A 24954-nucleotide genomic window follows, 5' to 3' on the forward strand; every position below is an offset into this window, starting at 1 on the left:
TAATTAGAAATGGGGATTTTTATGGTATTTTATTCAATCTTATAAATCCACACTAAATTAATGTCTACTTTTTTAAATAATTTTGGAAGTTGATTATTGGTAATTATTAGTTTGATAGAATCTAAATGAATTGTAATATTTTTTATTTGCGAATAATCGGGTTCAATCAATCTACCACCAACTGTTTTATTAATTGCTACCGTATCATCTTTTAATAAAATATAGGTTACTGAAAATCTATTTGTATCAATCTGAAATTTTTTGCCAGATATATTGCCTTGCTTATTCAAAAAGCTAAATTTTGATTCTGATGTGCTATTGAAACGCCCCTTAATACTATCTATTTGGTTTTTATCATATTGGATTTCTAATTTTACACTTTTATTTTTTGTATTTATTATTTCATTTGTGCAATTATAGTCCATTCCACACTAGTTGAATAAGGAAAGTATTAGAAATGCTTTTATTAAAGATTTCATTTAAAACGATTTAGGATAAAATGTACTTGTAGCAATTTGAGATGTTGGACCAAAATATGCAGCAGCTAATTTATTCGCAACAACTTCAGTCCAAGTGAATCTATGATTGATACCATTAAAAGTAGCGCTATATAAACTCTCAGGAACTACAACTGTATAATACAAGGCAGTTCCAATTGATTTCGCATGTAAGTAATGACCATATTCATGTTGTAAGTCTACTAATCCATTTCCAACAGTGCTCATATGAATTCCACCATTAGGAGTCGTAACACCCCTTCTTTAAAGTATTCCATGGTCTGTAATTGTCGCACCAGGGAACTTAACTTTATTACCACTCAAATCTGTAAATTCTGCATATTTTTCACCATTATCGTTTGTATAGTTTTGTATAAAACCATCACTATAGGTATAAATAGGACCATTTTTTCTAAAGCCGTTTATATCTCTCGAGCCATCGATGCCTGCATCATACGGTAATATTAAATCATAATCTGGTGAAAGCCAATAATGATCAATTAGTGAAAAATAATTTTCTATATCATATTGACTGTATGGTGTGTAATATCCTAAAGAATTTATGTAACCATTTTGTAGCCCATTTAATTCATTTTGATTAGATGGGTTATAATAACCAGAATTTCCATTGAAATACTCCCAAATACTAGTTGGACCAGGTGGAAGGTTGTAATCAAAAGGGGGATTTGTTAAAAACCAATTAAGTATATTAAAGTCTATGCTGTTGCCCCCATCTGTAGGGTTTAAATTTTCCGATTCACCCCAAGTCCCAATAACTATTCCAATCCCAAGTACATTGCATGCTCCCCATTCTCCTAATATGTTTTTTGCAGGAACAGCAGCTATGTATCTTGATAAACAATATAAAAATTGACCTAACCATGAATATGAAAAACTTGTATTTGAATTCGATTTTATTTTATTGGTTTCATTTTTAGAAGGTGTTTCTGATTGAATTAGACCATCTTTTAATATTATTTTTTTGTATACTTATGTTGTCATGTCAATAAACTCATAGTAACCATTAAAGTTTGTGTTAAAATTATCATCAATTGAAACTATTCTTATAAAATAGGCTTCTAAATGGTCTGTTTTTGTGAAGTAAAGATTGCCGCCTCCGTTACTTAAGGGCATCTTTAAAATCATTTGTCCTTTGTAATAAGTTTTTGTTGTTTGGTCTAAAATTGGTTTTGGTCCGTTTGGCATTAACTTTTGATAGTTGTTGATCCAAAGCATTAACTCTTGTCTTGAGATGTTTTCAGGTGAAATTTCTCTAGTAGTATCAGCATTTTTTTGCAACCAGCAAAAAATAAACTAATTAATAAAAGAAAGGTGAAAATTAAAAAATAAGGGGGGGGGATTTAAATTGACGCATAATTAATTGGTATTTTTCATATTTTTCACCAATACTAGTCTTTATTTCAATAGAGAATTATCAATATAAAAAATACCGTGAAAACACGGTAATGGTATAAAATAATGAATAATAAATTGCACAACGTTCTTCTTCAAATGCAACCTTCTTATTTCCAAACGCTATCAAACCCTGTATAACCTTTTAATATAAAAGAGAATTTTGCGCCGTTGTTGTCAATAAATTTCCCCTTCTTGGTATAGATGGCAATGGCGCCCCCAAAACCTGTAGTAGAGCTGTATTGAAAAGGAGGACGAAATACTTTTATCATGGCAATATCTCTAGGAAACACCATGGATTGTTCGCCGGGCATTACTTCGAATTCGTCAATGAATATGGTACAGATTTCTTCTCTCCACTTAAATACTTCATTGTTGGCAGAATCAATGGCAACAGTTAGGCCTGGCACTTTTTGTTGTAAAAACCAAGCCAGTGATTGAGATTGAACCAGTTCATCACTTTCCAATCCATCAAAAACAAAAGCATTGTCGTTTTTGAATAAACCACTGGTATAGTTCTCTTCGTATTGCTGCAACTTGGTTTTTGTTTTGGCATATACTGTTACATTGGGTAAGCCTTCTGTATTCAGTTCTGGATCGTCTAATGAAAGGGTATAGTCGAATTTTTTCTCTACAAATTCACCGGGTTTGCCTACGGTAAAAAATGCTGTTTGTGTTTCAATGGGCTCAAACGCAGAATCTACCGGCGTTTTCAGCAGTATGGCCAAATAATTTTTTTGGGTTTTTGAACAGGAGAGAAATAAAAAGAAGCTGTGTCTTGAAACAACATGGGCTTCATGGTAAAATATCCCTTAGCATCTACTTTAACCCGATCCACCATCATCTGTTTTGTGCTGGTTCGCATCATGTAATTAATGATCGTGTCTTTTTTATCCCTTTCAATAACCTGCCCCTGGATTCTGTAAAATCCGGATTGCACCAAACAGCTAATAGCATAATTGCCACTGGGTATCGTCTCATTTATTTTTAGGGCAGCATTCACTTCCCCTTCAATCATAGGAAAGCGAAATTTCCAACGTTGTTTGGTAACCAGGTGATCAATCCAGATATGCGCCGTAGCCGATTTTAATTTTTTGTCTAAATAGTTGGGACTAACAATTTGTATTTCCAGCGAATCTCCCTGCAAATACTGCTGTTTAGATAAATTAATTTTTAATGTATTGTCCTGTGCTTCAACATTGTTCAATAACACTAAACATAGTATAGATAGTAAAATTCTAGAATGCTTATACATAGCCATAAAGTTACCCGCAATTCTGTACCTTGCACAAAATTTTTGTATGAGCAAGCTGAGTCATCTGGCAGAAACCCTGATTGGTAGTGAAATTGTAAAATTGGGCAATGCCATCAATGAAAGAATTCGCAATGGAGAAACGATTTATAATTTCACCATTGGTGATTTCAATCCCAGCGAGTTTCCCATTCCAGTTGAATTAGAGCAACTCATCATTGAAGCGTATCAACAAAAAAAGACCAGTTACCCTGCGGCAGAAGGTATTTTAGATTTAAGAAAGTCTATTAGTCAGTTTATTCAAGAATGGGAGGGGCTGCATTTTACGCCTGCTGAAATTCAGGTAGCATCCGGTGGTCGTCCGTTGATTTATGCTTTGTTTAAAGTAATTGTAGACAAGGGCGATAAAGTAGTGTACGGTGTTCCCTCCTGGAATAACAATCACTATGTGCATTTAACCGAAGGTCAGCATTGCGAAGTGAATTGTTTGCCAGAGAACGATTTCATGCCTACTGTAGAAGACTTGAAGCCTCATATCAAAGGCGCCAGCTTAATTTGTTTGTGTACTCCACAAAACCCAACTGGCACTACTTTAGGCAAGAATGCACTGGCAGAAATTTGCGAATTGATTCTAGAAGAAAATGCCAGTCGTGGACCAGAAGAGAAGAAATTGTACTTAATGTTCGATCAAATGTATTGGACATTAACTTACGGAGATACGGTTCATTACAATCCGCTTACCTTAAACCCAGCTATGAAGCCGTATACCATTTTTATTGATGGTATTTCAAAAGTGTTTTCAGCAACAGGTGTAAGAGTGGGTTGGGCATTGGGTCCGGAAAATGTTATCGCAAAAATGAAAGCGATCTTAAGTCATCTGGGTGCCTGGGCGCCCATGGCAGAGCAGCATGCGGTGGCCAAATACCTACCCATGAAAGAGGCGATTGGCAGCTATCTAACAAACTTCAAGTCTGAAATTGCATTCCGTTTACAAAGTATTTATGATGGCATTATTGCTTTAAAAGCAAAAGGCTTCAAAGTAGATGCCATTGCACCCCAAGCGGCTATTTATTTAACCATTCAGATTGATTTGGTGGGAAGCAAAACGGCTGAGGGTACTATACTGGCTACACAGTCCGATGTAACCCAATATATTTTAAGCGAAGCGAAAATTGCGATTGTTCCATTCTCTGCTTTTGGTGCAGGGGCCAATAGCAGCTGGTATCGTTTGAGTGTGGGTACCTGCAGAAAACAGGATATACCAACCGTGCTGGCCCAGCTAGGCGCAGCTTTGGGTAAACTTTCTTGATTGAGTTGGAACAAACTTTAAAATCAGAGGGCTTCAAAAATCAGCGACTTAGTTTTTATTACAAATGAACAAGAAAGGTTTATTTGGCCTGTCTTGTAATATTTGTTTCACTAAATGCGTTTTGGTGATGATTTTGTGTCGGTTGATGTCGATGATTTCGTTGGCTATGCAAAATGCCCCCCAGTTTTCTACCGGGCCCAGTATTTTGTTTAGTTCGGCTACAATAGCTAAAGTTTGCTCTGCAGATAAATAAGCCTGTTTGGTTAGAACCAACAAATCTCTACTCATGATTTACGTATTAGTGTTTGGGACAAGCGCAAAAAGTAGACTTGTTCGATTTTTGAAAAATCCCACAAGACGTAGTCGCCAACATCATAACTAACAGTAAAAATATAATTTGGTTTGTTCTGCTTTTCATATGTTCAACTAAAATAATAAAATCATTTTATAATATTCATCATGGCTGACGCGCGCACTCAATTTAACATTTCCACCGTACTGATTGCACCACTAGATTGGGGTTTGGGACATGCAACCCGTTGTATACCGATTATCAAAGCTTTTCAACAATTGAATTGCAAAGTGTTGGTTGCTGCCGAAGGGCATCAGGCTGCGCTCTTGTTGAAAGAATTTCCAAATTTAACCATACTTCCTTTAACGGGGTATCGAGTACACTATGCCAAATCTAGGTTGCTTCTCTTGTTCAAATTATTGTTTCAGATGCCGGGGATTTATAAAACCATCAAGAGAGAGGAAGCATGGGTTCAATCCATTGCAGAGGAATACAATATAGATTTAATTATTTCAGACAATCGGTATGGCGTGCATCATCCAACCATTCCCTCTGTATTTATCACCCATCAGCTCATCATAAAAGCGCCGTATCGTTGGGTGCAAAACATTATTCAATGGGTGAATTACTTCTTCATTAAAAAGTTTACGGCTTGTTGGGTGCCGGATATGGCAGCAGCCCCTGGATTGGCCGGCGAGTTATCTCATCCTGCCAAGCTACCTCCTATTCCTGTGCACTATATGAAGCTGCTCACCCGTTTTCATCGGGTAACCTGTGCTACCCAATATAGTTTTGCTGTGGTATTGTCTGGTCCTGAACCACAAAGAACAATGCTGGAACAAAAAATTTTGAAAGACCTAGAAACCTTTACCAAACCTGTTTTATTGGTAAGAGGGTTACCAGCTGAATCTGCGAGTATAGCAGTGCCATCGCATGTAACCGTATTTAATCATTTGGATACAATTGAACTAGCCAATGAATTGCAGCAGGCGGATTATATTATCAGTCGAGGTGGATATACCTCATTAATGGAATTGATCTCCATTGATAAAAAATTGATTGTTGTGCCCACGCCTGGACAAACGGAGCAAGAATACCTCAGTAAATTACTCATGCAAAACAAAAGACTGTTGCGCATTGATCAGTCGCAGTTCAGTTTGCAGGATGCATATACCCAAGCACAGTCTTTTACTTTCAGTAAAATGAATATTGATCCTTTTGACCTGGAACAACTGCGTACATTATTGCTACATTTGCCAAAATGAGCAGATCGTATAAAGCATTTGCCGCAGCATTAGGAGCCAATCTGATTTTTGGAAGCAGTTATACGGCAGTGAAATATATTACACCGCAGTATATTCATCCATTTGCATTGAATTTTGTTAGGGTAGCGGTTACGCTTACTTTGTTTTGGATTTTGTTTCTCTTTAAACCGGGCAAAATAAAATTTGATAAGAAAGATTTACCCCGTTTTGCTGTTTGCGCATTAACTGGTATCGTGATTAATCAACTCTTTTTTATAAAAGGAGTTTCCCTCACAACCGTGATACATAGTTCTCTATTATCCTTAGGCTCTCCTATTTTTATCACCATCATCGCCGCCTTTTTATTAAAAGAAAAATTTACCCTTTTGAAGGGGATGGGTTTGGCCTGCGGGATTGGAGGCGCCAGTATATTGGTGCTGATGAAAGACCATTCGGGTGCTGTAGCCAGCAATATGGTACTGGGAGATATATTGGTGTTAATCAATGCTATTTCTTATGCGTTTTACTTGGTTTTGGTAAGACCCTTGATGGCTAAATACTCAGGTATACAAGTGCTGCGTTGGATTTTTACCATTGGTGCTTTCGGGATTCTGCCCATTGGCTTTCCTTATATCTTGGAAGCTTCCTGTTCTAGCTTTGACATAAGCCATTGGCTGGTATTGGGCTATGTGGCTGTTTTTGCCACTTTTGTAGCCTATCTATTAACGGTAAAAAGCATTGCCCTGATTGGCTCTTCGGCCACCGGTGCATTCATCTATACACAACCCGTTTTTGCCGCCATATTTGCCATGCTATTTGCAGGCGAATACTTTACATTGTATAAAGTAATGGCGGCTGCCTTAATTTTTACTGGCGTTTATTTGGTAAATAAAAAACCCACTGTTACACCCGCTTAGGCCAATCTGCAAACCAAAATGTTTTGGAGGCTTTTGCAAATTCTTTCCAAGTGTCTGTATCTACTTTAACAGCAAAGACGGCACAGGTGGGCATATCGTCAATACGTGCATCCGTCAGTTGATTAACAAAATCAGTAATACCCGGGTTGTGGGCAAAAATGGCAGCAGTTGTAATAGTATCGGGAATGTGCAGAATGGCTTTTACAAATCTTTCGGGAGGGGCATGGTATAGGAATTCGTGCTGTATAATGTCTTTTTCTGCAATGGCATTTTCAATCGCAAAAAACCGTGCTGTTGTAATAGCCCGTAACGCAGTACTGCTAATGATTCCGTTAATAGCTACTCCTCGCTCAATCATCCTTTTTGCCATCATGGGTGCATCTTTCTGTCCCCGTTCATTCAGCGGCCTATCAAAATCATCCTGCCCCGGATTTGCCCAGCTGCTTTTGGCATGTCTTACCAGTAATAATTCTTTCATGCTGAAAAGTTACTCCATTTCAATTGTACATTTGTATGTGGCCATCACCAAATTAACCATAGAAGAATTTATTCCGCTTTGTAAGCAGTTCCCCGTTTTTGATGTTAGAAGTGAGGGAGAATTTGAACACGCACATATTCCTGGCGCCCATAGTTTGCCCTTGTTCAATAATGAAGAAAGGAAAATAGTAGGTACGGCTTATAAGCAAGAGAGCAAACAAAAAGCCATCAAAATTGGGCTCAAATATTTTGGTGCCAAGATGGTTAAAATGGTAGAAGCGGTAGAAAAAATTACAGCCGCTTCGGAGAACAAAACGGTATTGGTGCATTGTTGGAGAGGGGGCATGCGCAGTGCAGGTGTAGCTTGGCTATTAGACCTTTATGGTTTTAAAGTATATACCCTGGTAGGAGGGTACAAAGTATACCGTAATTGGGTTTTGCGACAGTTTGTAAAAGATTATCCCATACAAATTGTAGGTGGGTATACGGGTTCTGGTAAAACAGAAGTTCTGCAGGAGCTGCAACGCAGAGGTGCTGCCATCATTGATTTGGAGGGATTGGCGCATCACAAAGGTTCTGCATTCGGCAATCTGGGACAACCGCCGCAGCCCAGTCAGGAAATGTTTGAAAATTTATTAGCAGAAGCCTTACATCAGAAGAAAACCTTGGTTACAGAGAGGCATCCCTTTATTTGGATGGAAGACGAAAGCCAACGTATTGGCGATGTAAATATTCCAACGGTTTTATTTAAGCAGATGCGCAACAAGAAAGTATGCTTCTTAGAAATTCCTTTTGAAGAGAGATTACAGTACATAGTAGAAGGCTATGGAAAGTTTAATAAAGAATATCTGGTAAATGCCGTTATTAGAATTAAGAAGCGTTTGGGTGGATTAGAAACCAAAACGGCTATCAACTTTTTAATAGAAGATGATATAGCGGGTTGTTTTTCCATTCTCTTGAAATACTATGATAAGGGTTATTATGCAGGATCTTTAAGAAGAGAAAATCCCGCGGAATTAATTCATAAGATCGAATGCCCCAAAGTAGATGCGGTGGGCAATGCGATTCGTTTGTTACAGTTAGATTAAAGTAATTTTTATAATTACCTATACTTAATTAAAATTGGTAGTTGAGGGCTCTCTAAAGATGTAACCACTTGCTTATGGTGAGCCCACTCATAAGGGTCATGGCGGCAACTACGATCCAACCTGTGATGGTTAACCAAAGGGGATGCTTATAATTTTTCACCAGTCTTTTTTTGTACGCAGCCAATAAAATAATGGCCAATGCAATGGGAAGAATTAATCCGTTTAATGCGCCAACCGTCACTAAAATTTTTACAGGATTGCCAAGAAATAAATAAATGCTTGTACTGAAAACAATGAATCCACTGATTATTACTTTTTCATTTTTTTCTAACCAAGGATGAAAGGTTTTAATAAAAGAGACCGATGTATAAGCAGCTCCCACAACTGAAGTAATGGCTGCTGACCACATGACTACTCCAAAAAATCGATAACCTATATTCCCTGCTGCCTGTTGAAACACAGATGCAGCGGGGTTTTGGGAATCAATGGGTAATCTCATTGTCATTACACCCAATACACAGAGAAATAATAAAAAGCGCATAATGGAAGTAATCAAAATGCCAGAAACAGCGCTTTTGTTTACCGCTGGTAACTGCGCTTCTCCTTTAATGCCAGCTTCTAACAAGCGATGACCACCGGCAAAACTGATATAGCCTCCCACCGTTCCGCCAACCAATGTAACAATAGCAGTAACAGATAATTGTTCGGGAATAAATGTGCGCTGAATGGCTGTACCAATAGGTGGATCGGCTTTCCATACAATATAACAAGTCAGCCCAATCATTAGCAAACCCAATACTTTGGTGAAACCATCAATGGCTTTGCCTGCTTCCTTGTACCAGAAAATAAACAATGCCACCACGCAACTGATAACACTTCCATATGCGGGATCAAGATTCGTAATTACCTGCAGTCCCAATCCACTCCCGCCAATATTGCCAATATTAAAGGCAAGCCCACCCACAACAATCAATACACTTAACAAATATCCCATCCCTGGTAATAATTCATGGGCAATGATTTGCGCTCTTTTTTCTGTAACCGCAATCACTCTCCAGATATTCATCTGTGCGCCTATATCCAGCAAAACAGAAATCAAAATCACGAAGCCAAAACTCGCAGCAAGGGATTGGGTAAACACTGTAGTCTGTGTAAGAAATCCAGGGCCAATAGCAGAAGTAGCCATTAAAAAAGCGGCGCCTAATAGGGCAGACCGCGCAGAAGTTTTGTGGATGGCCTGTTTTACTTTTTGCATTTTTACGAGTAAATGGTTCAATCAATTATATTCCTGTGTAGCCTTGTTAAGGAGTTCTGATCAAAATATTATTTTCCTTCATGGCTGTAAAAATCGCTTCCGCAAATGAAAGCGCATGATCCCCATCGCCATGAATACAAATGGTATCCGCTTTAAGCGAAACCAAGCTGCCATCGGTCGCCCTTACCTGTTGTTGGGTAATCATTTGCAAAACCTGCGATAAAGATTCTTCTCTAGAATGCAGCAATGCATTGGCCTGGGTTCTGGGTGTCAGCATTCCCTCAGGTGTATAAGTACGATCCGCAAAAACCTCCGATGCGGTTTTTAAACCAAGGGCTTCTGCCTCTGAAATTAAAAAGCTATTACTGAGTCCATACAATATCAATGAGGGATTGATTTCTTTTATTATGCCAGCAATGATATAACTCATGGTAGCATCACGTGCTGCCATATTGTACAAAGCGCCATGTGCTTTTACATGATGCAGCGTTGCGCCCATCTCTGTACAAATATTTTGCACCAGCTCAATTTGTTCTGCTACGAGGTCATACAATTCGCAATCAGAAAGCATCATTTCTGATCTGCCAAAATTGGCTTTGTCGTTAAAGCCCGGATGTGCGCCAATGGCCACCTTGTTTTTTATACAATTTTCTATGGTCCGCTTGATGGTATCTGTATCGCCTGCATGAAATCCGCAGGCAATATTGGCGCTACTGATAAAAGGCATCAGCAAGGTATCGTTGGGAAACCCCTCTCCTAAATCACAATTAATATCGATGGTAAGCATGCAGTTGTAAGGTACAGGCATTCTTTAATTGTTGCAAATATTGTATTTGCTGTTTGTTGATTTTTTCAGCTGTTTCCATATTTACAGGAACCATTTGTATAATTGTTCCAGGAGCTTGTTGCACCAGACTTGGCAAATCTGCTTGAATGATATGACCTATTCTAGGATAGCCTCCTGTGGTTTGATGATCGGCCAGTAAAACAATGCATTGGCCGCTGGGTAAGAGTTGCAGGGTGCCATTGGTAACGCCGGAAGAAATGAGTTCTATGGTTTTTTTTAAACGCAGCAAAGGCCCTTTCAACCGATAGCCCATTCGGTCACTATCTGCTTGAACCGTAAACTGGGCGTTTGTCATGAATTGCTGAGAAGCCTGATTCAATAAACTAAATTCTCTGCCAGGTAAATACCGGATTCTTTCAACCTGATATAGCCCTTTTGTATCTGCTATCCAAGGTAAAATCTGAAGCCCTTCTGTTTCTTTTGGAAAATGGGTTGTAGTTTTAAATGCAATCAAATCTCCCTTCATTAGATTTCTACCGTCGAACCCGCCCGCTATCACGCGTGTATTGGTGCTAAAGCTGTTCAGCCATTCGTTCAGTGCCAATCCCCCTTGAATGGCCAGGTATCCAATATGACCTTTTGTTTTTTTTATAAACTTCAGGGTAGCATTGGCCGGTACAAAAATGGGTTGATGTATTGGAACGGGCGTGTCATCAATTGTGGCACCAAAATCTGCTCCACTTAGCGCAATGAATGCAGCCTGTTTAAATTGAAATGCTGGTGCAGGATAAAAAAATTCAATCAGGGCTTCATCAGGTTTGTTTTGTATCAATAGATTGGCAACTTGCATAGCAACAGGGTCCATAGCACCACTAGGATTGATACCCAAGTGCTGAAAGCCCTTACGACCACCATCTTGAATGGTACAGACTAATCCGGCTTTTACAATTTCGATGCTCATGCGTTTTCATTTTTTAATTCATGAAATGCATCTAATGATATGGGTTCAAATTTCACTTGGTCTCCTGGTGTAAAAAAACAAGGATTTTCCTTACTGATATCAAATAATGATATTGGCGTTTTGCCAATTAATTGCCATCCGCCCGGAGCATCCAGCGGATAAATTCCTGTTTGTTCTCCGGCAATACCCACGCTTCCTGCAGCCACTAACTTTCTTGGCGTTTCTTTTCGTGGCAATCGAATTCTTTCGTCAACTGAAGCCATATAAGCAAAGCCTGGCAAGAATCCCAGCATATATACTTTGTAAATTTTACTGGAATGCAACTGAATAAATTCCTCCATAGAAAGGTTGGCAAATTGGGCAGCAAACGCAAGATCAGGGGCCAAGGACGGATCATAACAGACGGGTACAATCTGTGGTGCTGTTTCTTCCAGTGGGGTTGCCTCTAATCCATTCACAGAATTGATTTGCTGACTTAACCAAGTGGAAGGAGAAAGTCCTCTTGACTGTTGTTGAATAATGGCCGCATCGTACACAAGGGTAAGGCTACTGTAGGCAGGAATGATATCGGTAACACCTACTATAGGATTGTTTTGCCAATAGCGGAAAGCCTGCATAACTTTTTGGTTCGCCGCTTCATTGATGGTGCTAGACCATTCAATGGTAAGAGCCTGGTCTCCCAATTCATATATCTGTATCGCAGAACTTCTCACTGTTTAAAGGTACTTATTTAATTCCCGACACTCATGTAATTGATTTTAAAATCCTCTTCATCTTCTATATCTTTCCAATCAACAAAAAAATGTATGAAAAAAATATTGTCAATGTTTACACTTGCAGCCTTAATGGCTGGTCAGGTGCAGGCGCAATCCAATCCCAAGTGGTTGCGTTATTCCAGTATTTCTCCGGATGGTAAAACCGTTGTGTTTACCTATAAAGGAGATTTATACACAGTGCCGGTAAGCGGCGGAAATGCCACTGCATTAACCCTGCACGAAGCACACGATTATATGCCCGTTTGGAGTAAAGATGGAAAGACCATTGCGTTTGCCAGTGATCGCTATGGCAACTTTGATATTTTCACAATCCCTGCCAATGGGGGAGAAGCCAAGCGCGTTACTTTTCATTCAGCTGCAGAATATCCTTACGATTTCTCTGCTGATAATCAACGAATCATTTTTGGTTCTGCAAGAATGGATTTGGCCAGCAATAGACAATTCCCAACAGGGTCTATGCCAGAACTCTATAGTGTAAGTGTGAATGGAGGTAGACCCATTCAATTGCAAACCACCCCTGCTGAAGATGTAAAATTTAGCAAGGATGGTAGCAAAATGGTTTACCACGATAAAAAGGGAGGAGAGAATGCCTGGAGAAAACACCATACTTCTTCTATTACCCGTGATATTTGGATCTACGATGCCAAAACAGATAAGCATACCAAGCTGACCAGTTTTAACGGAGAGGACCGCAATCCAGTTTTTGCCAATGGCGAAAAAGAATTGATTTATTTAAGTGAAGAGAGTGGCAGTTTCAATGTGCACAAAATGTCGGTAGCAGGCGGTAAATCAGAAAAACTGACCTCCTTTAAAAAACATCCGGTACGTTATTTAAGTAGCGCCAATGATGGAACCCTTTGTTTTAGTTATGATGGAGAATTGTACACCATGAAAGCAGGTGCCAATCCACAAAAAATTTCCATTAATATTTTAGCAGATGCCAGAAAGAACGATGAGCAAGTGATGCGCGTAAGTAGTGGAAGCAATATTGTGGTATCTCCCAATGGTAAAGAAGTTGCTTTCTTGTATAGAGGTGATGTGTTTGTAACCAGTGTAGAAGGGGGAGTAACCAAAAGAATCACCGCAACTCCAACACAGGAATTGGGCATTGGATTTTCTCCTGATGGGAAATCTATTATCTATACTGCAGAGCGCAATAACAAGTGGAGCATTTTTGAAAGCAGTAAGGTAAGAGCAGACGAGCCTTATTTTTATGCAGCCACTTTAATTAAAGAAACACCTGTTTTAGACAATGCCAATGACAATACACAACCCTTGTATTCACCGGACGGCAAGGAAATTGCATTTGTAGAAAACAGAAACAATGTGCGCATCTACAATATTGCAAGCAAGCAAAGCAGAACCGTATTGGGTTCAGATCAGATTTTTGCCTGGACAGAAAACGATCAGTATTTTCAGTGGAGCCCCGACAGCAAATGGTTGTTGTTCGATTATGCAGTAGTAGGCAGTGCAGTGGGTGAAGTAGGATTGGCCAGTGTGGATGGAAAGAAGATCATGAATATTACGGAAAGCGGTTACAACGATTATCGTCCTAAATGGGTAATGGGTGGTAAAGCCATGTTGTGGCAAAGTAACAGGGATGGATTAAGAGGTGCTGCCATGAGCGGAGGCGCTCAAAGCGATGCCTATCTGATGTTCTTTACACAGGCGGCAATGGATCGTTTTAAATTAACCAAAGAAGAGTTGACGCTGGTGAAGGAAATGGAAGAACAAAAAGCCAAAGCAGATACCAGCAAGAAAAAAACACCAGCAGTTGAAGCCGTAGAAATTGAATGGGAAGGGTTAACACAACGCAGAGTAAGAGCAACCATTCATTCCTCTTCCATGGGTGATGCATTGGTAAGTAAGGATGGTGAAACACTATATTACCTGGCACGTTTTGAAAGAGGCATGAACTTATGGTCTACCAATTTAAGAACCAAGGAAACCAAAATGCTGGTGCCCTTGAATGCAAATGGAGCCAGTATGGTTTGGGACAAAGACCAGAAAAATATTTTCATCAGCAGCGATGGTAGCATTACCAAATTAGATGTGGCCAGTAGCAAGCAAGACAGAGTAGGCATTAACGGTGAAATGCTGGTGAACATGCGCGAAGAACGCGAAGCCATGTTTGAGCATGTATGGCGCAGAACCAAAAAAACTTTTTACAACAAAACATTCCATGGCATAAACTGGGATAGTTATAAAGCCGATTACGAAAAATACCTTCCTTTCATAGGCAACAACTATGAGTTCAGCGAAATGCTCAGTGAATTATTGGGCGAACTGAATGTAAGTCATAGCGGGGCTGCTTATGGAAGCTTTAATGCGAATGGCGATGCCACTGCCTCTCTGGGTGCTTTTTATGATGCGGCTTATACCGGCAATGGTGTTAAAATTGAAGAAGTGATTTTGGGCGGACCATTGGATAGGGCAGGACTCAATGTGAAAGCTGGCGCAATCATTGAAATGATTGATGGAGAAATGGTGACAGCAGACAAAGACCTGGCGCAGTACCTGAATAGAAAATCCGGTAAAACCGTTTTACTTTCTTTAGTAGAAAATGGCGTGAAAAGAGAAATCACGGTTAAAGCCATCAGCACAGGTGAAGAGAATGGATTGTTGTACAGACGCTGGGTTAAACGCAATTCAGATGAAGTAGAGCGTTTGAGTGGGGGCGCTTTGGGATATGTACATATTCCGGGAATGAGTGATGGCGCATTCCGTTCTACTTATGAAGACATCATGGGTAAACATTTCCTAAAGAAAGGCGTAGTGGTAGACACCAGAAACAATGGAGGCGGAGACCTGGTAGCTGATCTGGCTGTGTTCTTAAGCGGCAAGAAATTTATGGACTATACCAATGATGTAAGAAGCAATGGCTTTGAACCCAATTTCCGTTGGACCAAGCCCAGCATTTCATTGGCCAATGAAGCCAATTACAGCGATGGACATTGTTATGCATTCATGGTACAGGAATTGAATGTAAATAAATTGGTGGGCACACAAGTGCCAGGTACTTGTTCTTTTGCAGCATGGGAAAGCTTAATGGATTCAGGTATCCGTTGGGGTGCACCAACTGTGGGTGTAAAAACCAATGCAGGTAAGTATCTGGAAAATGCGGCCACTGATCCAGACTTCTTAGTATACAATGAATACGAAGTGGTTAAGAAAGGAGTAGACCAGCAATTGGAAGTAGCGGTGAAGGAATTGATGAAGACGATAAAATAGCATTAAGTAAAATCTGTTTTTTAAAAAGCCACCTGCAAAGAGGTGGCTTTTTATTTAAACTATAACTAAGCTTAGAAACTAGTATTTAATAATCCATTGAGCTGGTGTATAGCCATTAACTGTGAAACTATGTTTATTGCTTGGGCTTTTAAATTCCTGTCTATTTGAATAAATCAAAATGGCAAAGGGGTTGCTTCCCCAACCGCCAATGAAAGGAGGCGGAATAATTTTTATAATTGCTATATCTGACATTGGGAAGTTGATGAATTGTTCAGCTTCAACCAAATGCTCGTCAATAAATAGATTGGCTTCATTAGATGACCTATAAGCAAATGACCAGTATGTTTTTTCATTTTCCTCATTGTTGGTTTTGGAGTCACTCATTGTGAATAAGTATTTGCTAGGCTTAACTGTTGATTGTAAAACTCTTAAACCTGGAATTCGATCATTTAAATAATCTAAAACAGTTGAATAGCCCATCATCGTAAAATTCTCGAAACCTGAGATTATTTTTTCATCTTCTCTCTTATAAAGATCAGATGAATACTTTTCATTAAATATTTCTTCTTTACTTTTTCTATGCCCATAAACTACTACTTCTGGAATGGTGTTATCATTAGTGAATTTAAATGGGTTGAATACAATAGCATCGGCTTTGGGCAGATCAATATTTTTCTCTCCAATCTTTACTATTACTGTTTTGGCAGCTTCTGCTTTAAAGGCAGAATCAACAGGGGTAATCAAACTAATATTTAAGGCATCTCCCTTTCCTTTCTTTTTTTGTTTAGGAGTAAATATGAAATTTACACTGTCCTCAAATATGTATTTGTTGATTCTGAAATTTCCTAGATCATCTGTTTTAATATCATCCATGATTATTTCCTTTCCAGATGAAAGAATCATTCTAATCACAGAATCTTTTTTTATAAAGTTGTTAATGGTACCATAGATTGATAGTGGCGATTGTTGAACTAAGAAGTGCATTGCATACGTTCCTTCTTTCATGCTACTGTCTATTTTTATTGAACCAATAGCTTTCCCCCCTGCCATTGGGTATCTAAACTTCCAGGTCTTTAAACGATTTAAATCTTCAATCCATAAGTGGAGCGTCAATATGCTTTTCGGCCTATTCAAATAGGTAGGATATGTACATTCAAATTGCAGGCTTTCTCCTCTTAGGAGTTGGGATGAATTGATTTTAATATCTATACTATCTGCAAATGCATTAAGACGAATGCAACATAAAATGGATAGTAGTATTAATTTATTCATGCTTTTCTTACAATCTCCGCACCCAAACTTTGTAAACGTTTATCTATAAACTGATACCCGCGGTCAATCTGTTCAATATTCTGAATGGTGCTTTTTCCTTCTGCGCTGAGTGCTGCAATCAGGAGTGCCTGTCCGGCTCTGATATCGGGGCTACTCATAGTAATACCTCTTAAGGTATTTCTTCTGCCAAGTCCAATTACGGTGGCTCTGTGTGGATCACACAAAATAATCTGTGCGCCCATATCAATCAATTTGTCTGTAAAGAACAAACGGCTTTCAAACATTTTCTGGTGGATTAAAACCGATCCGATTGCCTGGGTGGCTACCACCAATACAATACTCAACAAGTCTGGTGTAAAACCCGGCCATGGATGATCGGAAATAGTAAGGATACCTCCGTCCATAAAAGTTTGTATGGTATAAGATTCCTGTGAAGGAATATAAATATCATCATCCTGTATGCTAAACTGAATACCGAGTTGTTGAAATTTTTCCGGAATAATACCCAGGTGTTCAACCCCTGCATTTTTTATCGTGATTTCACTTTTGGTCATGGCAGCCAATCCAATAAAACTGCCGATTTCAATCATGTCTGGAAGTAGTCGGTGTTCTGTGCCACCCAGCGTTTCTACTCCCTCAATAACCAATAAATTACTGCCGATACCGCTGATTTTAGCTCCCATTCTATTCAGCATACTGCACAACTGCTGTAAGTAAGGTTCGCAGGCTGCATTGTAAATGGTGGTTTTGCCTTCCGCTAAAACAGCAGCCATTACTATATTGGCTGTACCTGTTACAGAAGGTTCGTCCAGTAACATATAGCAACCTTTTAATGCAGGCGTGCTTAAAGTGAAACAACCAATGTTTTCATCATAGGCATAATGAGCACCTAATTTTTGAAAACCGATGATATGGGTATCTAATCTTCTTCTTCCGATTTTATCTCCACCAGGTTTGGGCAGGTAGGCTTTCTTAAATCTTGCCAGCAAGGGTCCGGCCAACATTACACTGCCTCTGAGCCTGCCGCTTTTTTTTCTGAAATCTTCTGATGCCAGATAGTCTACCTGTATATCGTTGGCTTGAAACTGATACGTATCCTGATTAATGCGGTTGACCACAACCCCCATTTCCTGCAATAACTCAATGAGTAGGTTCACATCCAGAATATCCGGAATATTCGAAATGGTTACCCGCTCTTTGGTTAATACAACCGCAGACAGAATTTGCAATGCTTCGTTTTTGGCACCTTGCGGAACAATGCTGCCTTTTAACTGCTTGCCACCTATTACTTCAAAAATACTCATGAAATATTAATAGCGTTTCTTGAATCCACCGCCCTGGTTGCGATTGCCGCCACCCTGGTTTCTTGAATCATTTCGCTGACCGCCGCCCTGATTGCGGTTGCCGCCTCCGCCTTGGTTTCTTGAATCGTTGCGTTGTCCGCCACCACCCTGGTTTCTGTTTCTTCCACCAAAGTTTTGCTTCCATCTGCCACCGCTTCTGGCTGGATAATCATCGCGTTCAAAAGGCTGATTGCGGTGCTTGATATAAGGCGTATTGCTAAACTCTAACTGACCACCGGTAATTTGATCCAACTCGGAACGGATGGCATCGTCGTGTACCAGTTCCTTGTGCCAGTTACTATATGACAACTTCATATAATAGGCAATGGCGTTGGCAAATCCTGCTTTTTTCTCCGGATCTTCTTCTTTCAAAGCCTTATCTATTACCACTTCCAGGTTCTTACCCAAATGTGCGTATCTGGGATTGCGCTTTGGATAAGGCAAGGGATCTGGTTTAAGCTTATAGGTTTCTTTCTGTGGTATGGGATAAGGACTGTCTACATCCAGCGTGAAGTTGCTGATGAAAAATAAATGATCCCATAATTTATGCCTGAAGTCTTCTACGTTCTTCAGGTGAGGGTTTAAAAATCCCATGAGCTCAATAACCGCTTGTGCCTGTTTTTGTCTCTTTTCTCTGTCTTCAATTGTGAGGAGGTAATCCACCATCTTCTGTACGTGTCTTCCGTACTCCTTCATTCCCAGGAGTTTCCTGGAGGTATTATATTCCATGTAAAATTGCTTGATGCAGCAACAAATATAAGTTTTTATCTTCGCACCATGGAATCTCTCTTGCAACAAATAAAAGAACACAAAGCAGCCATAGCTGCATTTGCCGCGAATAATGCCGATGAAGTTGAACAGTTTCGAATCAAATGGTTGGGCACCAAGGGTTTGGTGAAAGCCATCATGGGCGAAATGCGAAATGTTCCGAATGAACAAAAAAGGAATTTGGTCAGATTCTGAACGAGTTCAAACTCTTTGCTGAAGCGCGTTTTCAGGAGTTGCAGGATCAGTTTGAAGGGGCAGCGCCAGCTGCTGTGTCCAATACACAGGACTTTTCTTTACCAGGCGATCCGGTTGCTGTAGGTAGCCGACATCCTTTAACATTGGTAAGAAATGAAATGGTATCCATCTTTAAAAGACTGGGATTCTCTGTTGCAGAAGGCCCTGAGATTGAAGACGACTGGCACAATTTCGGTGCAATGAATTTACCCGAAGACCATCCTGCCCGTGATATGCAGGATACTTTTTATATTAAAAAACCAGAAGATGGCAATGGTCCTACCTGGTTATTGAGAACCCATACCAGTAGTGTTCAGGCAAGGGTGATGGAAAACCAGAAGCCGCCAATACGCGTGATTTGCCCTGGCAGGGTATACCGCAATGAAACGGTAAGTGCCCGTGCCCATTGCTTTTTTCATCAGGTAGAGGGATTATATATTGACGAGAACGTAAGCTTTGCCGATTTAAAACAAACCCTCTATTTCTTTGTGCAGGAAATGTTTGGCAAAGATGTGAAAGTTCGTTTCAGACCCAGTTATTTCCCATTCACAGAGCCCAGTGCTGAAATGGATATCAGCTGTTTAATCTGTGAAGGAAAGGGCTGTAATATCTGCAAACATACAGGCTGGGTTGAAATTTTAGGAAGCGGCATGGTACATCCGAAAGTGTTGGAAAACTTTGGCATCGATTCTAATAAATACACGGGATTTGCCTTTGGTATGGGCGTGGAAAGAATTACGCAGTTAAAGTACCAGGTGAACGATTTGCGTTTGTATTCGCAGAATGATATCCGATTCCTGAAGCAGTTTACCGGAGTTGTTTAATCTTTTAGTCGGTTTTTTGCTGAGATGATGAATATTTAGAAGGCTTCTTCAGAATATTAGGGTTGGTAGATTCAAGTTTTTAACGCAACAATAGTTCTTTAAATTTTTCTTTTGGTGTTGACCAGTCAAGCGTTTTTCTAGGCCTTTCATTTAAAAGCTTTTGAACATGCTTGATTTCTTTCCGGGTAAACTTACTAAAATCAGTTTGTTTAGGAAAGAAGTCCCTGATTAACATATTGGTGTTTTCATTAGTTCCTCTTTGCCATGGGCTGTGAGGATCGCAGAAGTACACCTGCATATTGGTTTGTTTGGTAAAGAGTTTGTGTTCGCTCATCTCTTTGCCTCTATCATAGGTTAGTGTCACAGTCATTTGACTAGGCAATGTTTTTAGTTCTTTGGCAAACGCTTTTCGTACTGAAGGTGCATCCTTTGCTTTTAAAGGCACTAGGATGACGGTTCTGGTAGTTCGTTCCACAATAGTCCCAATGGCACTCTTGTGATCCTTACCCATAATCAAATCACCTTCCCAGTGGCCAGGTATAATTCTATCCTCAACCTCCTTAGGACGTTCATGGATGCTAATCATATCTGCTATTTTGCCTCTTGAGTCAGTAGTTAGTTTGCGATTCTTTCGTAAACGTTTCTTCTGCCTTAGATAGCCAATAAGCTCCTTGCGGAGCTCACCTTTTGGTAACAAGTACAGATAAGTGTAAATGGTTTCGTGACTGGCTTGCATATGCTTTTTTGTTGGGTAAAGCTTTTTTAACTCATTGCTGATTTGTTGTGGTGACCAGCGGAGTTTAAGCTTAGTAACAATAAAGCTATACAGTTTTGGTGTTGTAGCAATTCTGCATTTATCATTCCTTTTTCGGGAAAGATAATCGGCACAATGTTGTGCTAACCATGCCTTGTAACGGGTTCCACTATTGGAGAAGGGCTTTAACTCCCTACTAATAGTACTTACCTGACGGTTTAAACAAAGAGCTATTGATCGTAAACTTTTGCCCTGTGAAAGGTATTGACCAATCAATTCCCTTTCATTGATACTTAACCTTTGATATTTATTCATAACAACAATTTAACTTAGTTAAACTGTTGCATTAAAAACTTGAAGCTGAGGTTTGATTAAATGAATGGTTATATTCATTTTCTAACCTATTGATATTCATGCTTGCTATTCTAGTATTTTTCTTTGCCCATTGGTTCGGTTCCTTGTTTTTTCATTCTTTTTTTCTGCACCGTTTTGCTTCTCATAAAATGTATGAGTTGTCTAAAAACTGGGAGCGTTTTTTTTATCTCAGCACCTGGTTTGTGCAGGGCTCTTCGTTTTTAGTGCCCAGGGCATATGGGGTGATGCATCGCATGCATCATGCGTACAGTGACACTGAACAAGATCCACACTCACCGCACTTTTTTAAAGATGTGTATCAAATGATGCGGAGTACCATACTTATTTTCAGAAGCTTCTTAACGGGTAAAAGATTGCCTGATCCCCAGTTTACCAAAGAGTATTTACCCGTATGGGACCGGTTGGACAAATTTGGCCATCATCCATTAACCAGACTGGTCTTTATGGCGGCGTATACCAGTTTTTATATAGTATATGCACCCAATGCCTGGTGGTTTTTATTATTGCCCATCCATTTTTTAATGGGACCTATACAGGGGGCTGTTGTAAACTGGTGTGGACATAAATATGGTTACAGTAATTTTGACAATGGTGATCATTCTAAAAATAGTTCACCCTGGGGTATCTTATTGATGGGGGAACTTTTCCAGAACAATCATCATTATGCTAAGGATGATGCCAATTTTGCTAAAAAATGGTTTGAGTTTGATTTGACTTTTTTAATTATGCGGGGCTTTCATGCAATAGGAATCATCCAATTAAACCCAGTTCATTTGCCTCCGGTAAAAGATATTCAATCCTCATCTGAATCCGGATTAACCGCAACCCACTAAATTGCATGCATGAGCACGGTGCATTCAACCCGGGGTGTGGTATTGCGAACCATTAAATACGGTGATTCCAGTATCATTACTTCTATTTACACAGAATTGTTTGGAATACAACAATACCTGGTTAAAGGAGTGCGCCAAAGCAGTAAGACTTCTGCGGGCAAAGCCAGTTATTTTAATCCGGCTGCCATTCTGGAATTACAGGTTTACCACAACGAACTCAAGCAATTGCAATTCATTAAAGAGTTTCGCTGGGCGTATTTATATGAGTCGGTATTGTTTAATGTAGTTAAGAATACAGTGGCTATCTATGTGATGGAATTGTTGCAGCATAGCTTAAAACAACCCGAAGCCAATCCGGAACTCTATTATTTAATTGAAGATACCCTGAAGCAGCTCGATCGTGGAAACCCAACGCTGACGGGTAATCTGCCACTATACTTTACTTTGCATTTGGCTGCAGAACTGGGTTTTCAGTTACAGGGAAATTATACAACAGAAACCGCTGTTTTAGATTTACAGGAGGGCGTATTTGTTTCGCAAATACCGCTGCATCCTTATTATTTAGCTGGTCAACTGGCAGAAATTACTTCAACAATAGCAGGTCTGAATTTTTATAACGAACTGGAAACTATTTCATTGAATAAAAATATCCGCAGACAATTGCTCGAAGCCTATCAGCAATACCTGTCTTTGCATATTGCTGGTTTCGGGCAAATGAAAAGCTTCGCCATTTTGCAAGAGGTATTGGCTTAAATGATCAGATTAATCTTTTAACGGTTGCCTCTCCAATCGTTTGGTTGGGTCCAATATTTTCCAATACGATAATACCAGGCTTTTTGCCGGGTGTAAATGAGCCGAATTGTGCATCCATCTGTAAAGCCTCTGCGCCATTGCTGGTAGCCCATTTCAGAATTTCATTTAAAGGAATCATTGGAAAATTTTTGGCAATGGTTTGTATTTCGGATAAAATACTCAATTGATGATTGCTCGACAAACTATCGGTGCCTAAAACAATGTTTGCGTTTTTACTTCTGAGCATTTCAATGGGCGGCAGTGCATTTTCTATATAAAGATTGGCATTTACGCATAGTGCATAAAAGAGCGACTGCTCATGTGCTGCAGCGGTAGCAGCTGCAAAATCCATATCCGCTTCTGTTGTGGTGGTATTGTGCACCAGCAATACATTTTTTGCTTTTTGTAGCCGGGGGAAGTAAGACGGCAGGCTATTCTTACCCGTCGGCGTAAAATGGGCCTGATCTATATTCATGGCCTGGTACATCTGTACAAAGTCTCCGCTTCCTTTCAGGAATAACTCGTTTTCTGCGGGTGTCTCCTGGTTATGTATGGTTACCGTATTGCCTTCAAAATGGGGCATCATCATTTCCCAGAGTTCTTCAGATACAGAATAAGGCGCGTGCGGACTGAAGGATGTTTGCAGCGGGTTAAGCATACGATGCGGCAACTTCGGTGAAGCGTCAGTTGTAATCCCCCTGAACTGTTCCATTACTTTTTGTGCATTACTGAACCGGGGTTCGGCTATTTCCGGTTTCCATCCACTGATTTCTACAAATGTGTAATAAGCCAGGTTGCGTTTGGCTTTTTGAGCCGCGGTTAACTGGTTGTTACTGATATCGCCTACGACTACAATGCCTGATTCTAACATATGGGCTTCCGCTTTTGCAATGGCTTCCAGTATTTCTTCTTCAGGATGGTGTCTGTCGCTAACAATTTTTAAAATGAACTCAGGTAGTCCGGTATGTTCCGGAATTCTTCCTTTCATATGGCTCAATTCCAGGTGACAGTGGGTATTCACAAATCCCGGGCTCAATATACCCTCGACTTCCCGGATGTCTTCCCCTGCTTCTGACCGGGGCACAATGGCTTCCACCCGTCCCGTTTCGTCTGTTATTAAAACCTGGTTGGCTCCTAAAAACAGCTTTCCATCGAATAAATCCTGCCCTGAAAATTGTAAAAATGCCATATCTGCAAAGGTAGATGAAAAAAACTTGCACAAATTTTTATTGAAAATCAATGAATTATGAATAGTGCTCTCAAAATAGTTCCCTTATTTCTTGGTTGTTCCATTGCCAATGCAGACCTTTGCCCTCCCAAAAAATGGGATATTTTAATCGGTGGGATAGCGCCGATTTCACTTAAAACAACAAGATCATGAGTAAACTTCATTTCACCACCAAGCATGCGAATGCGGCTACCGTTCAACACAACTGGTATGTAGTTGATGGTACTAATCAAACCGTGGGACGTATTGCCTCTAAGATTGCTGCTGTACTACGCGGCAAAAACAAAGCTTATTATACTCCACACGTAGACTGTGGCGATTACGTAATTGTAATTAATGCAGAGAAAGTTGCTTTCACTGGTAATAAGTTAGAAGATAAAGTATACCTAAACTTCTCTGGTTACCCAGGTGGTAAAAAAGAAGAAGTTGCTGGCAGCTTGTTAAAGCGTCGTCCGGAAGTAATTATGGAAAGAGCTGTGAAAGGCATGTTACCAAAGAATAAATTAGGTCGTAAAATGATCAAAAAATTATTCGTGTATGCCGGAACTGCACATCCTCATACCGCTCAGCAACCTAAGGAACTTAAATTCTAAAACATTGTCTGGTAGCAATGCCAGACGCCAAGCATAAACAAAATGGAAAAACAAAAAAATGCAGTTGGTCGCCGTAAAGAAGCCGTTACACGTGTCTTCATCAGCAAAGGCGAAGGAAAAATAACTGTAAACGACAAAGACTACAAAGCTTATTTCCCACTGGTTTATTTACAGAACCAAGTAGAAGCTCCTTTAAAGACTACTGAATTAGAAGGTAAGTTTGATATTATTATCAACGCTACCGGTGGTGGTTTAAAAGGTCAGGCTGAAGCAGCTAAATTAGGTATTGCTCGTGCGTTGATTGAGGTGAATCCTGAATTACGTCCTGCACTTAAAGCAGCTGGTCAATTGAAGCGTGATCCACGTAGTGTTGAACGTAAGAAATTTGGTCATAAGAAAGCCCGTAGAAGCTACCAGTTCAGTAAGCGTTAATCGTTGT

The 24954-nt window shown here is 39.8% G+C and carries 27 protein-coding genes; 11 read left to right on the forward strand and 16 right to left on the reverse strand.

The features are described 5' to 3' along the window. Window positions 1–29: 29 nt before the first annotated feature. From P767_RS0111815 to P767_RS0111835, 5 genes are all read right to left on the reverse strand, one after another. On the reverse strand, window positions 30–425 hold the full coding sequence (locus P767_RS0111815; protein WP_026764674.1) for a hypothetical protein: 396 nt from the start codon (window positions 423–425) through the stop codon (window positions 30–32). Between the two features lie 54 nt (window positions 426–479). Continuing rightward, on the reverse strand, window positions 480–725 hold the full coding sequence (locus P767_RS16940; protein WP_037351784.1) for a hypothetical protein: 246 nt from the start codon (window positions 723–725) through the stop codon (window positions 480–482). Window positions 726–1487: 762 nt separating this feature from the next. Beyond that, the gene (locus P767_RS0111825) at window positions 1488–1796 is read right to left on the reverse strand and encodes a hypothetical protein (RefSeq protein WP_026764675.1); all 309 of its coding nucleotides are present in this window, start codon (window positions 1794–1796) and stop codon (window positions 1488–1490) included. Window positions 1797–2020: 224 nt separating this feature from the next. Continuing rightward, a complete protein-coding gene (locus P767_RS0111830; RefSeq protein WP_026764676.1) occupies window positions 2021–2638 on the reverse strand; it encodes a hypothetical protein in 618 nt (205 codons plus the stop codon). After that, complete coding sequence (locus P767_RS0111835; protein ID WP_157611507.1) at window positions 2623–3165, reverse strand: hypothetical protein; 543 nt, start codon at window positions 3163–3165, stop codon at window positions 2623–2625. The genes P767_RS0111830 and P767_RS0111835 overlap by 16 nt, the downstream gene beginning before the upstream one ends. Window positions 3166–3211: 46 nt before the next feature. On the opposite strand from P767_RS0111835, the gene P767_RS0111840 reads away from it, so the two are divergent. Then, the gene (locus P767_RS0111840) at window positions 3212–4471 is read left to right on the forward strand and encodes a pyridoxal phosphate-dependent aminotransferase (RefSeq protein WP_026764678.1); all 1260 of its coding nucleotides are present in this window, start codon (window positions 3212–3214) and stop codon (window positions 4469–4471) included. A 48-nt stretch (window positions 4472–4519) separates the two neighbouring features. Here P767_RS0111840 and P767_RS0111845 read toward each other — a convergent pair whose 3' ends face one another. After that, entirely contained in the window at window positions 4520–4759 is a 240-nt protein-coding gene (locus P767_RS0111845; RefSeq protein WP_026764679.1) for a hypothetical protein, read from the reverse strand. A 171-nt stretch (window positions 4760–4930) separates the two neighbouring features. On the opposite strand from P767_RS0111845, the gene P767_RS16945 reads away from it, so the two are divergent. Together P767_RS16945 and P767_RS0111855 are read left to right on the forward strand one after the other, a co-directional pair. Continuing rightward, on the forward strand, window positions 4931–6028 hold the full coding sequence (locus P767_RS16945) for a glycosyltransferase (protein WP_051417332.1): 1098 nt from the start codon (window positions 4931–4933) through the stop codon (window positions 6026–6028). Further along, window positions 6025–6924, forward strand: a complete 900-nt coding sequence (locus tag P767_RS0111855; protein WP_026764680.1) for a DMT family transporter — start codon at window positions 6025–6027, stop codon at window positions 6922–6924. The genes P767_RS16945 and P767_RS0111855 overlap by 4 nt, the downstream gene beginning before the upstream one ends. Here P767_RS0111855 and P767_RS0111860 read toward each other — a convergent pair. Beyond that, window positions 6911–7402, reverse strand: coding sequence for a SixA phosphatase family protein (locus P767_RS0111860; RefSeq protein WP_026764681.1), 492 nt, complete (start codon window positions 7400–7402; stop codon window positions 6911–6913). The two genes, P767_RS0111855 and P767_RS0111860, sit on opposite strands and share 14 nt — an antisense overlap. Between P767_RS0111860 and mnmH the strand changes: the two genes are divergently transcribed. Beyond that, window positions 7401–8489, forward strand: a complete 1089-nt coding sequence (gene mnmH / locus P767_RS0111865) for a tRNA 2-selenouridine(34) synthase MnmH (RefSeq protein WP_051417333.1) — start codon at window positions 7401–7403, stop codon at window positions 8487–8489. The genes P767_RS0111860 and mnmH overlap by 2 nt on opposite strands. Window positions 8490–8541: 52 nt before the next feature. Here the strand turns inward: mnmH and P767_RS0111870 are convergent, their stop codons facing one another. From P767_RS0111870 to pxpB, 4 genes are read right to left on the reverse strand one after another with little or no spacing between them, the layout of a single operon-like run. Next, a complete protein-coding gene (locus tag P767_RS0111870) occupies window positions 8542–9744 on the reverse strand; it encodes an NRAMP family divalent metal transporter (RefSeq protein ID WP_026764683.1) in 1203 nt (400 codons plus the stop codon). A 46-nt stretch (window positions 9745–9790) separates the two neighbouring features. Continuing rightward, window positions 9791–10552: a 5-oxoprolinase subunit PxpA gene (locus P767_RS0111875; RefSeq protein WP_245586881.1), complete on the reverse strand. Its 762-nt coding sequence runs from the start codon at window positions 10550–10552 to the stop codon at window positions 9791–9793. Then, window positions 10512–11492, reverse strand: a complete 981-nt coding sequence (locus tag P767_RS0111880; protein WP_026764685.1) for a 5-oxoprolinase subunit C family protein — start codon at window positions 11490–11492, stop codon at window positions 10512–10514. Before P767_RS0111880 ends, P767_RS0111875 begins: the two co-directional genes overlap by 41 nt. Next, a complete protein-coding gene (pxpB, locus tag P767_RS0111885) occupies window positions 11489–12205 on the reverse strand; it encodes a 5-oxoprolinase subunit PxpB (protein ID WP_051417334.1) in 717 nt (238 codons plus the stop codon). The genes P767_RS0111880 and pxpB overlap by 4 nt, the downstream gene beginning before the upstream one ends. A 93-nt stretch (window positions 12206–12298) precedes the next feature. Here pxpB and P767_RS0111890 point away from each other — a divergent pair, with 93 nt between their 5' ends. Further along, the gene (locus P767_RS0111890) at window positions 12299–15499 is read left to right on the forward strand and encodes a S41 family peptidase (RefSeq protein ID WP_026764687.1); all 3201 of its coding nucleotides are present in this window, start codon (window positions 12299–12301) and stop codon (window positions 15497–15499) included. A gap of 78 nt (window positions 15500–15577) precedes the next feature. Here the strand turns inward: P767_RS0111890 and P767_RS0111895 are convergent, their stop codons facing one another. Genes P767_RS0111895 through P767_RS0111905 form a run of 3 tightly spaced genes read right to left on the reverse strand, consistent with a single transcriptional unit; the run spans window position 15578 to window position 18810 of the window. After that, window positions 15578–16771 (reverse strand): hypothetical protein, encoded by a 1194-nt coding sequence (locus P767_RS0111895; protein ID WP_157611509.1) that lies wholly within the window; start codon window positions 16769–16771, stop codon window positions 15578–15580. After that, entirely contained in the window at window positions 16768–18075 is a 1308-nt protein-coding gene (gene murA / locus P767_RS0111900) for a UDP-N-acetylglucosamine 1-carboxyvinyltransferase (RefSeq protein ID WP_026764689.1), read from the reverse strand. Before murA ends, P767_RS0111895 begins: the two co-directional genes overlap by 4 nt. Before the next feature lie 6 nt (window positions 18076–18081). Further along, window positions 18082–18810 (reverse strand): DUF4290 domain-containing protein, encoded by a 729-nt coding sequence (locus P767_RS0111905; protein WP_245586882.1) that lies wholly within the window; start codon window positions 18808–18810, stop codon window positions 18082–18084. 81 nt (window positions 18811–18891) lie between these two features. Here P767_RS0111905 and P767_RS19240 point away from each other — a divergent pair, with 81 nt between their 5' ends. Both P767_RS19240 and pheS read left to right on the forward strand, forming a co-directional pair. Then, window positions 18892–19077 carry a hypothetical protein gene (locus tag P767_RS19240; RefSeq protein WP_157611511.1) on the forward strand — a complete coding sequence of 62 codons (186 nt, stop codon included), beginning with the start codon at window positions 18892–18894 and terminating at the stop codon, window positions 19075–19077. Further along, window positions 19074–19940, forward strand: a complete 867-nt coding sequence (gene pheS / locus P767_RS16950; protein WP_245586923.1) for a phenylalanine--tRNA ligase subunit alpha — start codon at window positions 19074–19076, stop codon at window positions 19938–19940. Before P767_RS19240 ends, pheS begins: the two co-directional genes overlap by 4 nt. Before the next feature lie 79 nt (window positions 19941–20019). Here pheS and P767_RS0111915 read toward each other — a convergent pair whose 3' ends face one another. Then, window positions 20020–21009, reverse strand: a complete 990-nt coding sequence (locus tag P767_RS0111915) for an IS30 family transposase (RefSeq protein ID WP_026764691.1) — start codon at window positions 21007–21009, stop codon at window positions 20020–20022. A gap of 98 nt (window positions 21010–21107) precedes the next feature. Here P767_RS0111915 and P767_RS0111920 point away from each other — a divergent pair, with 98 nt between their 5' ends. After that, window positions 21108–21902 carry an acyl-CoA desaturase gene (locus tag P767_RS0111920; protein WP_026764692.1) on the forward strand — a complete coding sequence of 265 codons (795 nt, stop codon included), beginning with the start codon at window positions 21108–21110 and terminating at the stop codon, window positions 21900–21902. Between the two features lie 9 nt (window positions 21903–21911). Then, window positions 21912–22655 (forward strand): DNA repair protein RecO, encoded by a 744-nt coding sequence (gene recO, locus P767_RS0111925; protein WP_037351786.1) that lies wholly within the window; start codon window positions 21912–21914, stop codon window positions 22653–22655. A gap of 4 nt (window positions 22656–22659) precedes the next feature. Here recO and P767_RS16955 read toward each other — a convergent pair whose 3' ends face one another. Further along, window positions 22660–23883, reverse strand: coding sequence for an amidohydrolase family protein (locus P767_RS16955; protein WP_157611515.1), 1224 nt, complete (start codon window positions 23881–23883; stop codon window positions 22660–22662). Between the two features lie 188 nt (window positions 23884–24071). Between P767_RS16955 and rplM the strand changes: the two genes are divergently transcribed. Both rplM and rpsI read left to right on the forward strand, forming a co-directional pair. Then, the gene (rplM, locus tag P767_RS0111940) at window positions 24072–24515 is read left to right on the forward strand and encodes a 50S ribosomal protein L13 (RefSeq protein ID WP_026750514.1); all 444 of its coding nucleotides are present in this window, start codon (window positions 24072–24074) and stop codon (window positions 24513–24515) included. 42 nt (window positions 24516–24557) lie between these two features. Beyond that, window positions 24558–24947 carry a 30S ribosomal protein S9 gene (rpsI, locus tag P767_RS0111945; RefSeq protein ID WP_026750513.1) on the forward strand — a complete coding sequence of 130 codons (390 nt, stop codon included), beginning with the start codon at window positions 24558–24560 and terminating at the stop codon, window positions 24945–24947. Window positions 24948–24954: the final 7 nt, after the last annotated feature.

It is taken from the genome of Sediminibacterium salmoneum NBRC 103935 (assembly GCF_000511175.1).
Lineage (GTDB): Bacteria > Bacteroidota > Bacteroidia > Chitinophagales > Chitinophagaceae > Sediminibacterium > Sediminibacterium salmoneum.

What these genes read in the sequence shown, in the direction of transcription:
- P767_RS16940 (WP_037351784.1), bottom strand. Translation starts at nt 725, where the DNA reads ATGAGCACTGTTGGAAATGGATTAGTAGACTTACAACATGAATATGGT.
- P767_RS0111905 (WP_245586882.1), bottom strand. Translation starts at nt 18,810, where the DNA reads ATGAAGGAGTACGGAAGACACGTACAGAAGATGGTGGATTACCTCCTC.
- P767_RS0111875 (WP_245586881.1), bottom strand. Translation starts at nt 10,552, where the DNA reads ATGCCTGTACCTTACAACTGCATGCTTACCATCGATATTAATTGTGAT.
- P767_RS0111920 (WP_026764692.1), top strand. Translation starts at nt 21,108, where the DNA reads ATGCTTGCTATTCTAGTATTTTTCTTTGCCCATTGGTTCGGTTCCTTG.
- P767_RS0111840 (WP_026764678.1), top strand. Translation starts at nt 3,212, where the DNA reads ATGAGCAAGCTGAGTCATCTGGCAGAAACCCTGATTGGTAGTGAAATT.
- P767_RS0111815 (WP_026764674.1), bottom strand. Translation starts at nt 425, where the DNA reads ATGGACTATAATTGCACAAATGAAATAATAAATACAAAAAATAAAAGT.
- recO (WP_037351786.1), top strand. Translation starts at nt 21,912, where the DNA reads ATGAGCACGGTGCATTCAACCCGGGGTGTGGTATTGCGAACCATTAAA.
- P767_RS0111880 (WP_026764685.1), bottom strand. Translation starts at nt 11,492, where the DNA reads ATGAGCATCGAAATTGTAAAAGCCGGATTAGTCTGTACCATTCAAGAT.
- mnmH (WP_051417333.1), top strand. Translation starts at nt 7,401, where the DNA reads ATGCTGAAAAGTTACTCCATTTCAATTGTACATTTGTATGTGGCCATC.
- P767_RS0111915 (WP_026764691.1), bottom strand. Translation starts at nt 21,009, where the DNA reads ATGAATAAATATCAAAGGTTAAGTATCAATGAAAGGGAATTGATTGGT.
- P767_RS0111860 (WP_026764681.1), bottom strand. Translation starts at nt 7,402, where the DNA reads ATGAAAGAATTATTACTGGTAAGACATGCCAAAAGCAGCTGGGCAAAT.
- murA (WP_026764689.1), bottom strand. Translation starts at nt 18,075, where the DNA reads ATGAGTATTTTTGAAGTAATAGGTGGCAAGCAGTTAAAAGGCAGCATT.
- P767_RS0111895 (WP_157611509.1), bottom strand. Translation starts at nt 16,771, where the DNA reads ATGAATAAATTAATACTACTATCCATTTTATGTTGCATTCGTCTTAAT.
- P767_RS16955 (WP_157611515.1), bottom strand. Translation starts at nt 23,883, where the DNA reads ATGGCATTTTTACAATTTTCAGGGCAGGATTTATTCGATGGAAAGCTG.
- P767_RS0111890 (WP_026764687.1), top strand. Translation starts at nt 12,299, where the DNA reads ATGAAAAAAATATTGTCAATGTTTACACTTGCAGCCTTAATGGCTGGT.
- rplM (WP_026750514.1), top strand. Translation starts at nt 24,072, where the DNA reads ATGAGTAAACTTCATTTCACCACCAAGCATGCGAATGCGGCTACCGTT.
- P767_RS0111835 (WP_157611507.1), bottom strand. Translation starts at nt 3,165, where the DNA reads ATGTATAAGCATTCTAGAATTTTACTATCTATACTATGTTTAGTGTTA.
- rpsI (WP_026750513.1), top strand. Translation starts at nt 24,558, where the DNA reads ATGGAAAAACAAAAAAATGCAGTTGGTCGCCGTAAAGAAGCCGTTACA.
- P767_RS0111845 (WP_026764679.1), bottom strand. Translation starts at nt 4,759, where the DNA reads ATGAGTAGAGATTTGTTGGTTCTAACCAAACAGGCTTATTTATCTGCA.
- P767_RS16945 (WP_051417332.1), top strand. Translation starts at nt 4,931, where the DNA reads ATGGCTGACGCGCGCACTCAATTTAACATTTCCACCGTACTGATTGCA.
- P767_RS0111855 (WP_026764680.1), top strand. Translation starts at nt 6,025, where the DNA reads ATGAGCAGATCGTATAAAGCATTTGCCGCAGCATTAGGAGCCAATCTG.
- P767_RS0111870 (WP_026764683.1), bottom strand. Translation starts at nt 9,744, where the DNA reads ATGCAAAAAGTAAAACAGGCCATCCACAAAACTTCTGCGCGGTCTGCC.
- P767_RS19240 (WP_157611511.1), top strand. Translation starts at nt 18,892, where the DNA reads ATGGAATCTCTCTTGCAACAAATAAAAGAACACAAAGCAGCCATAGCT.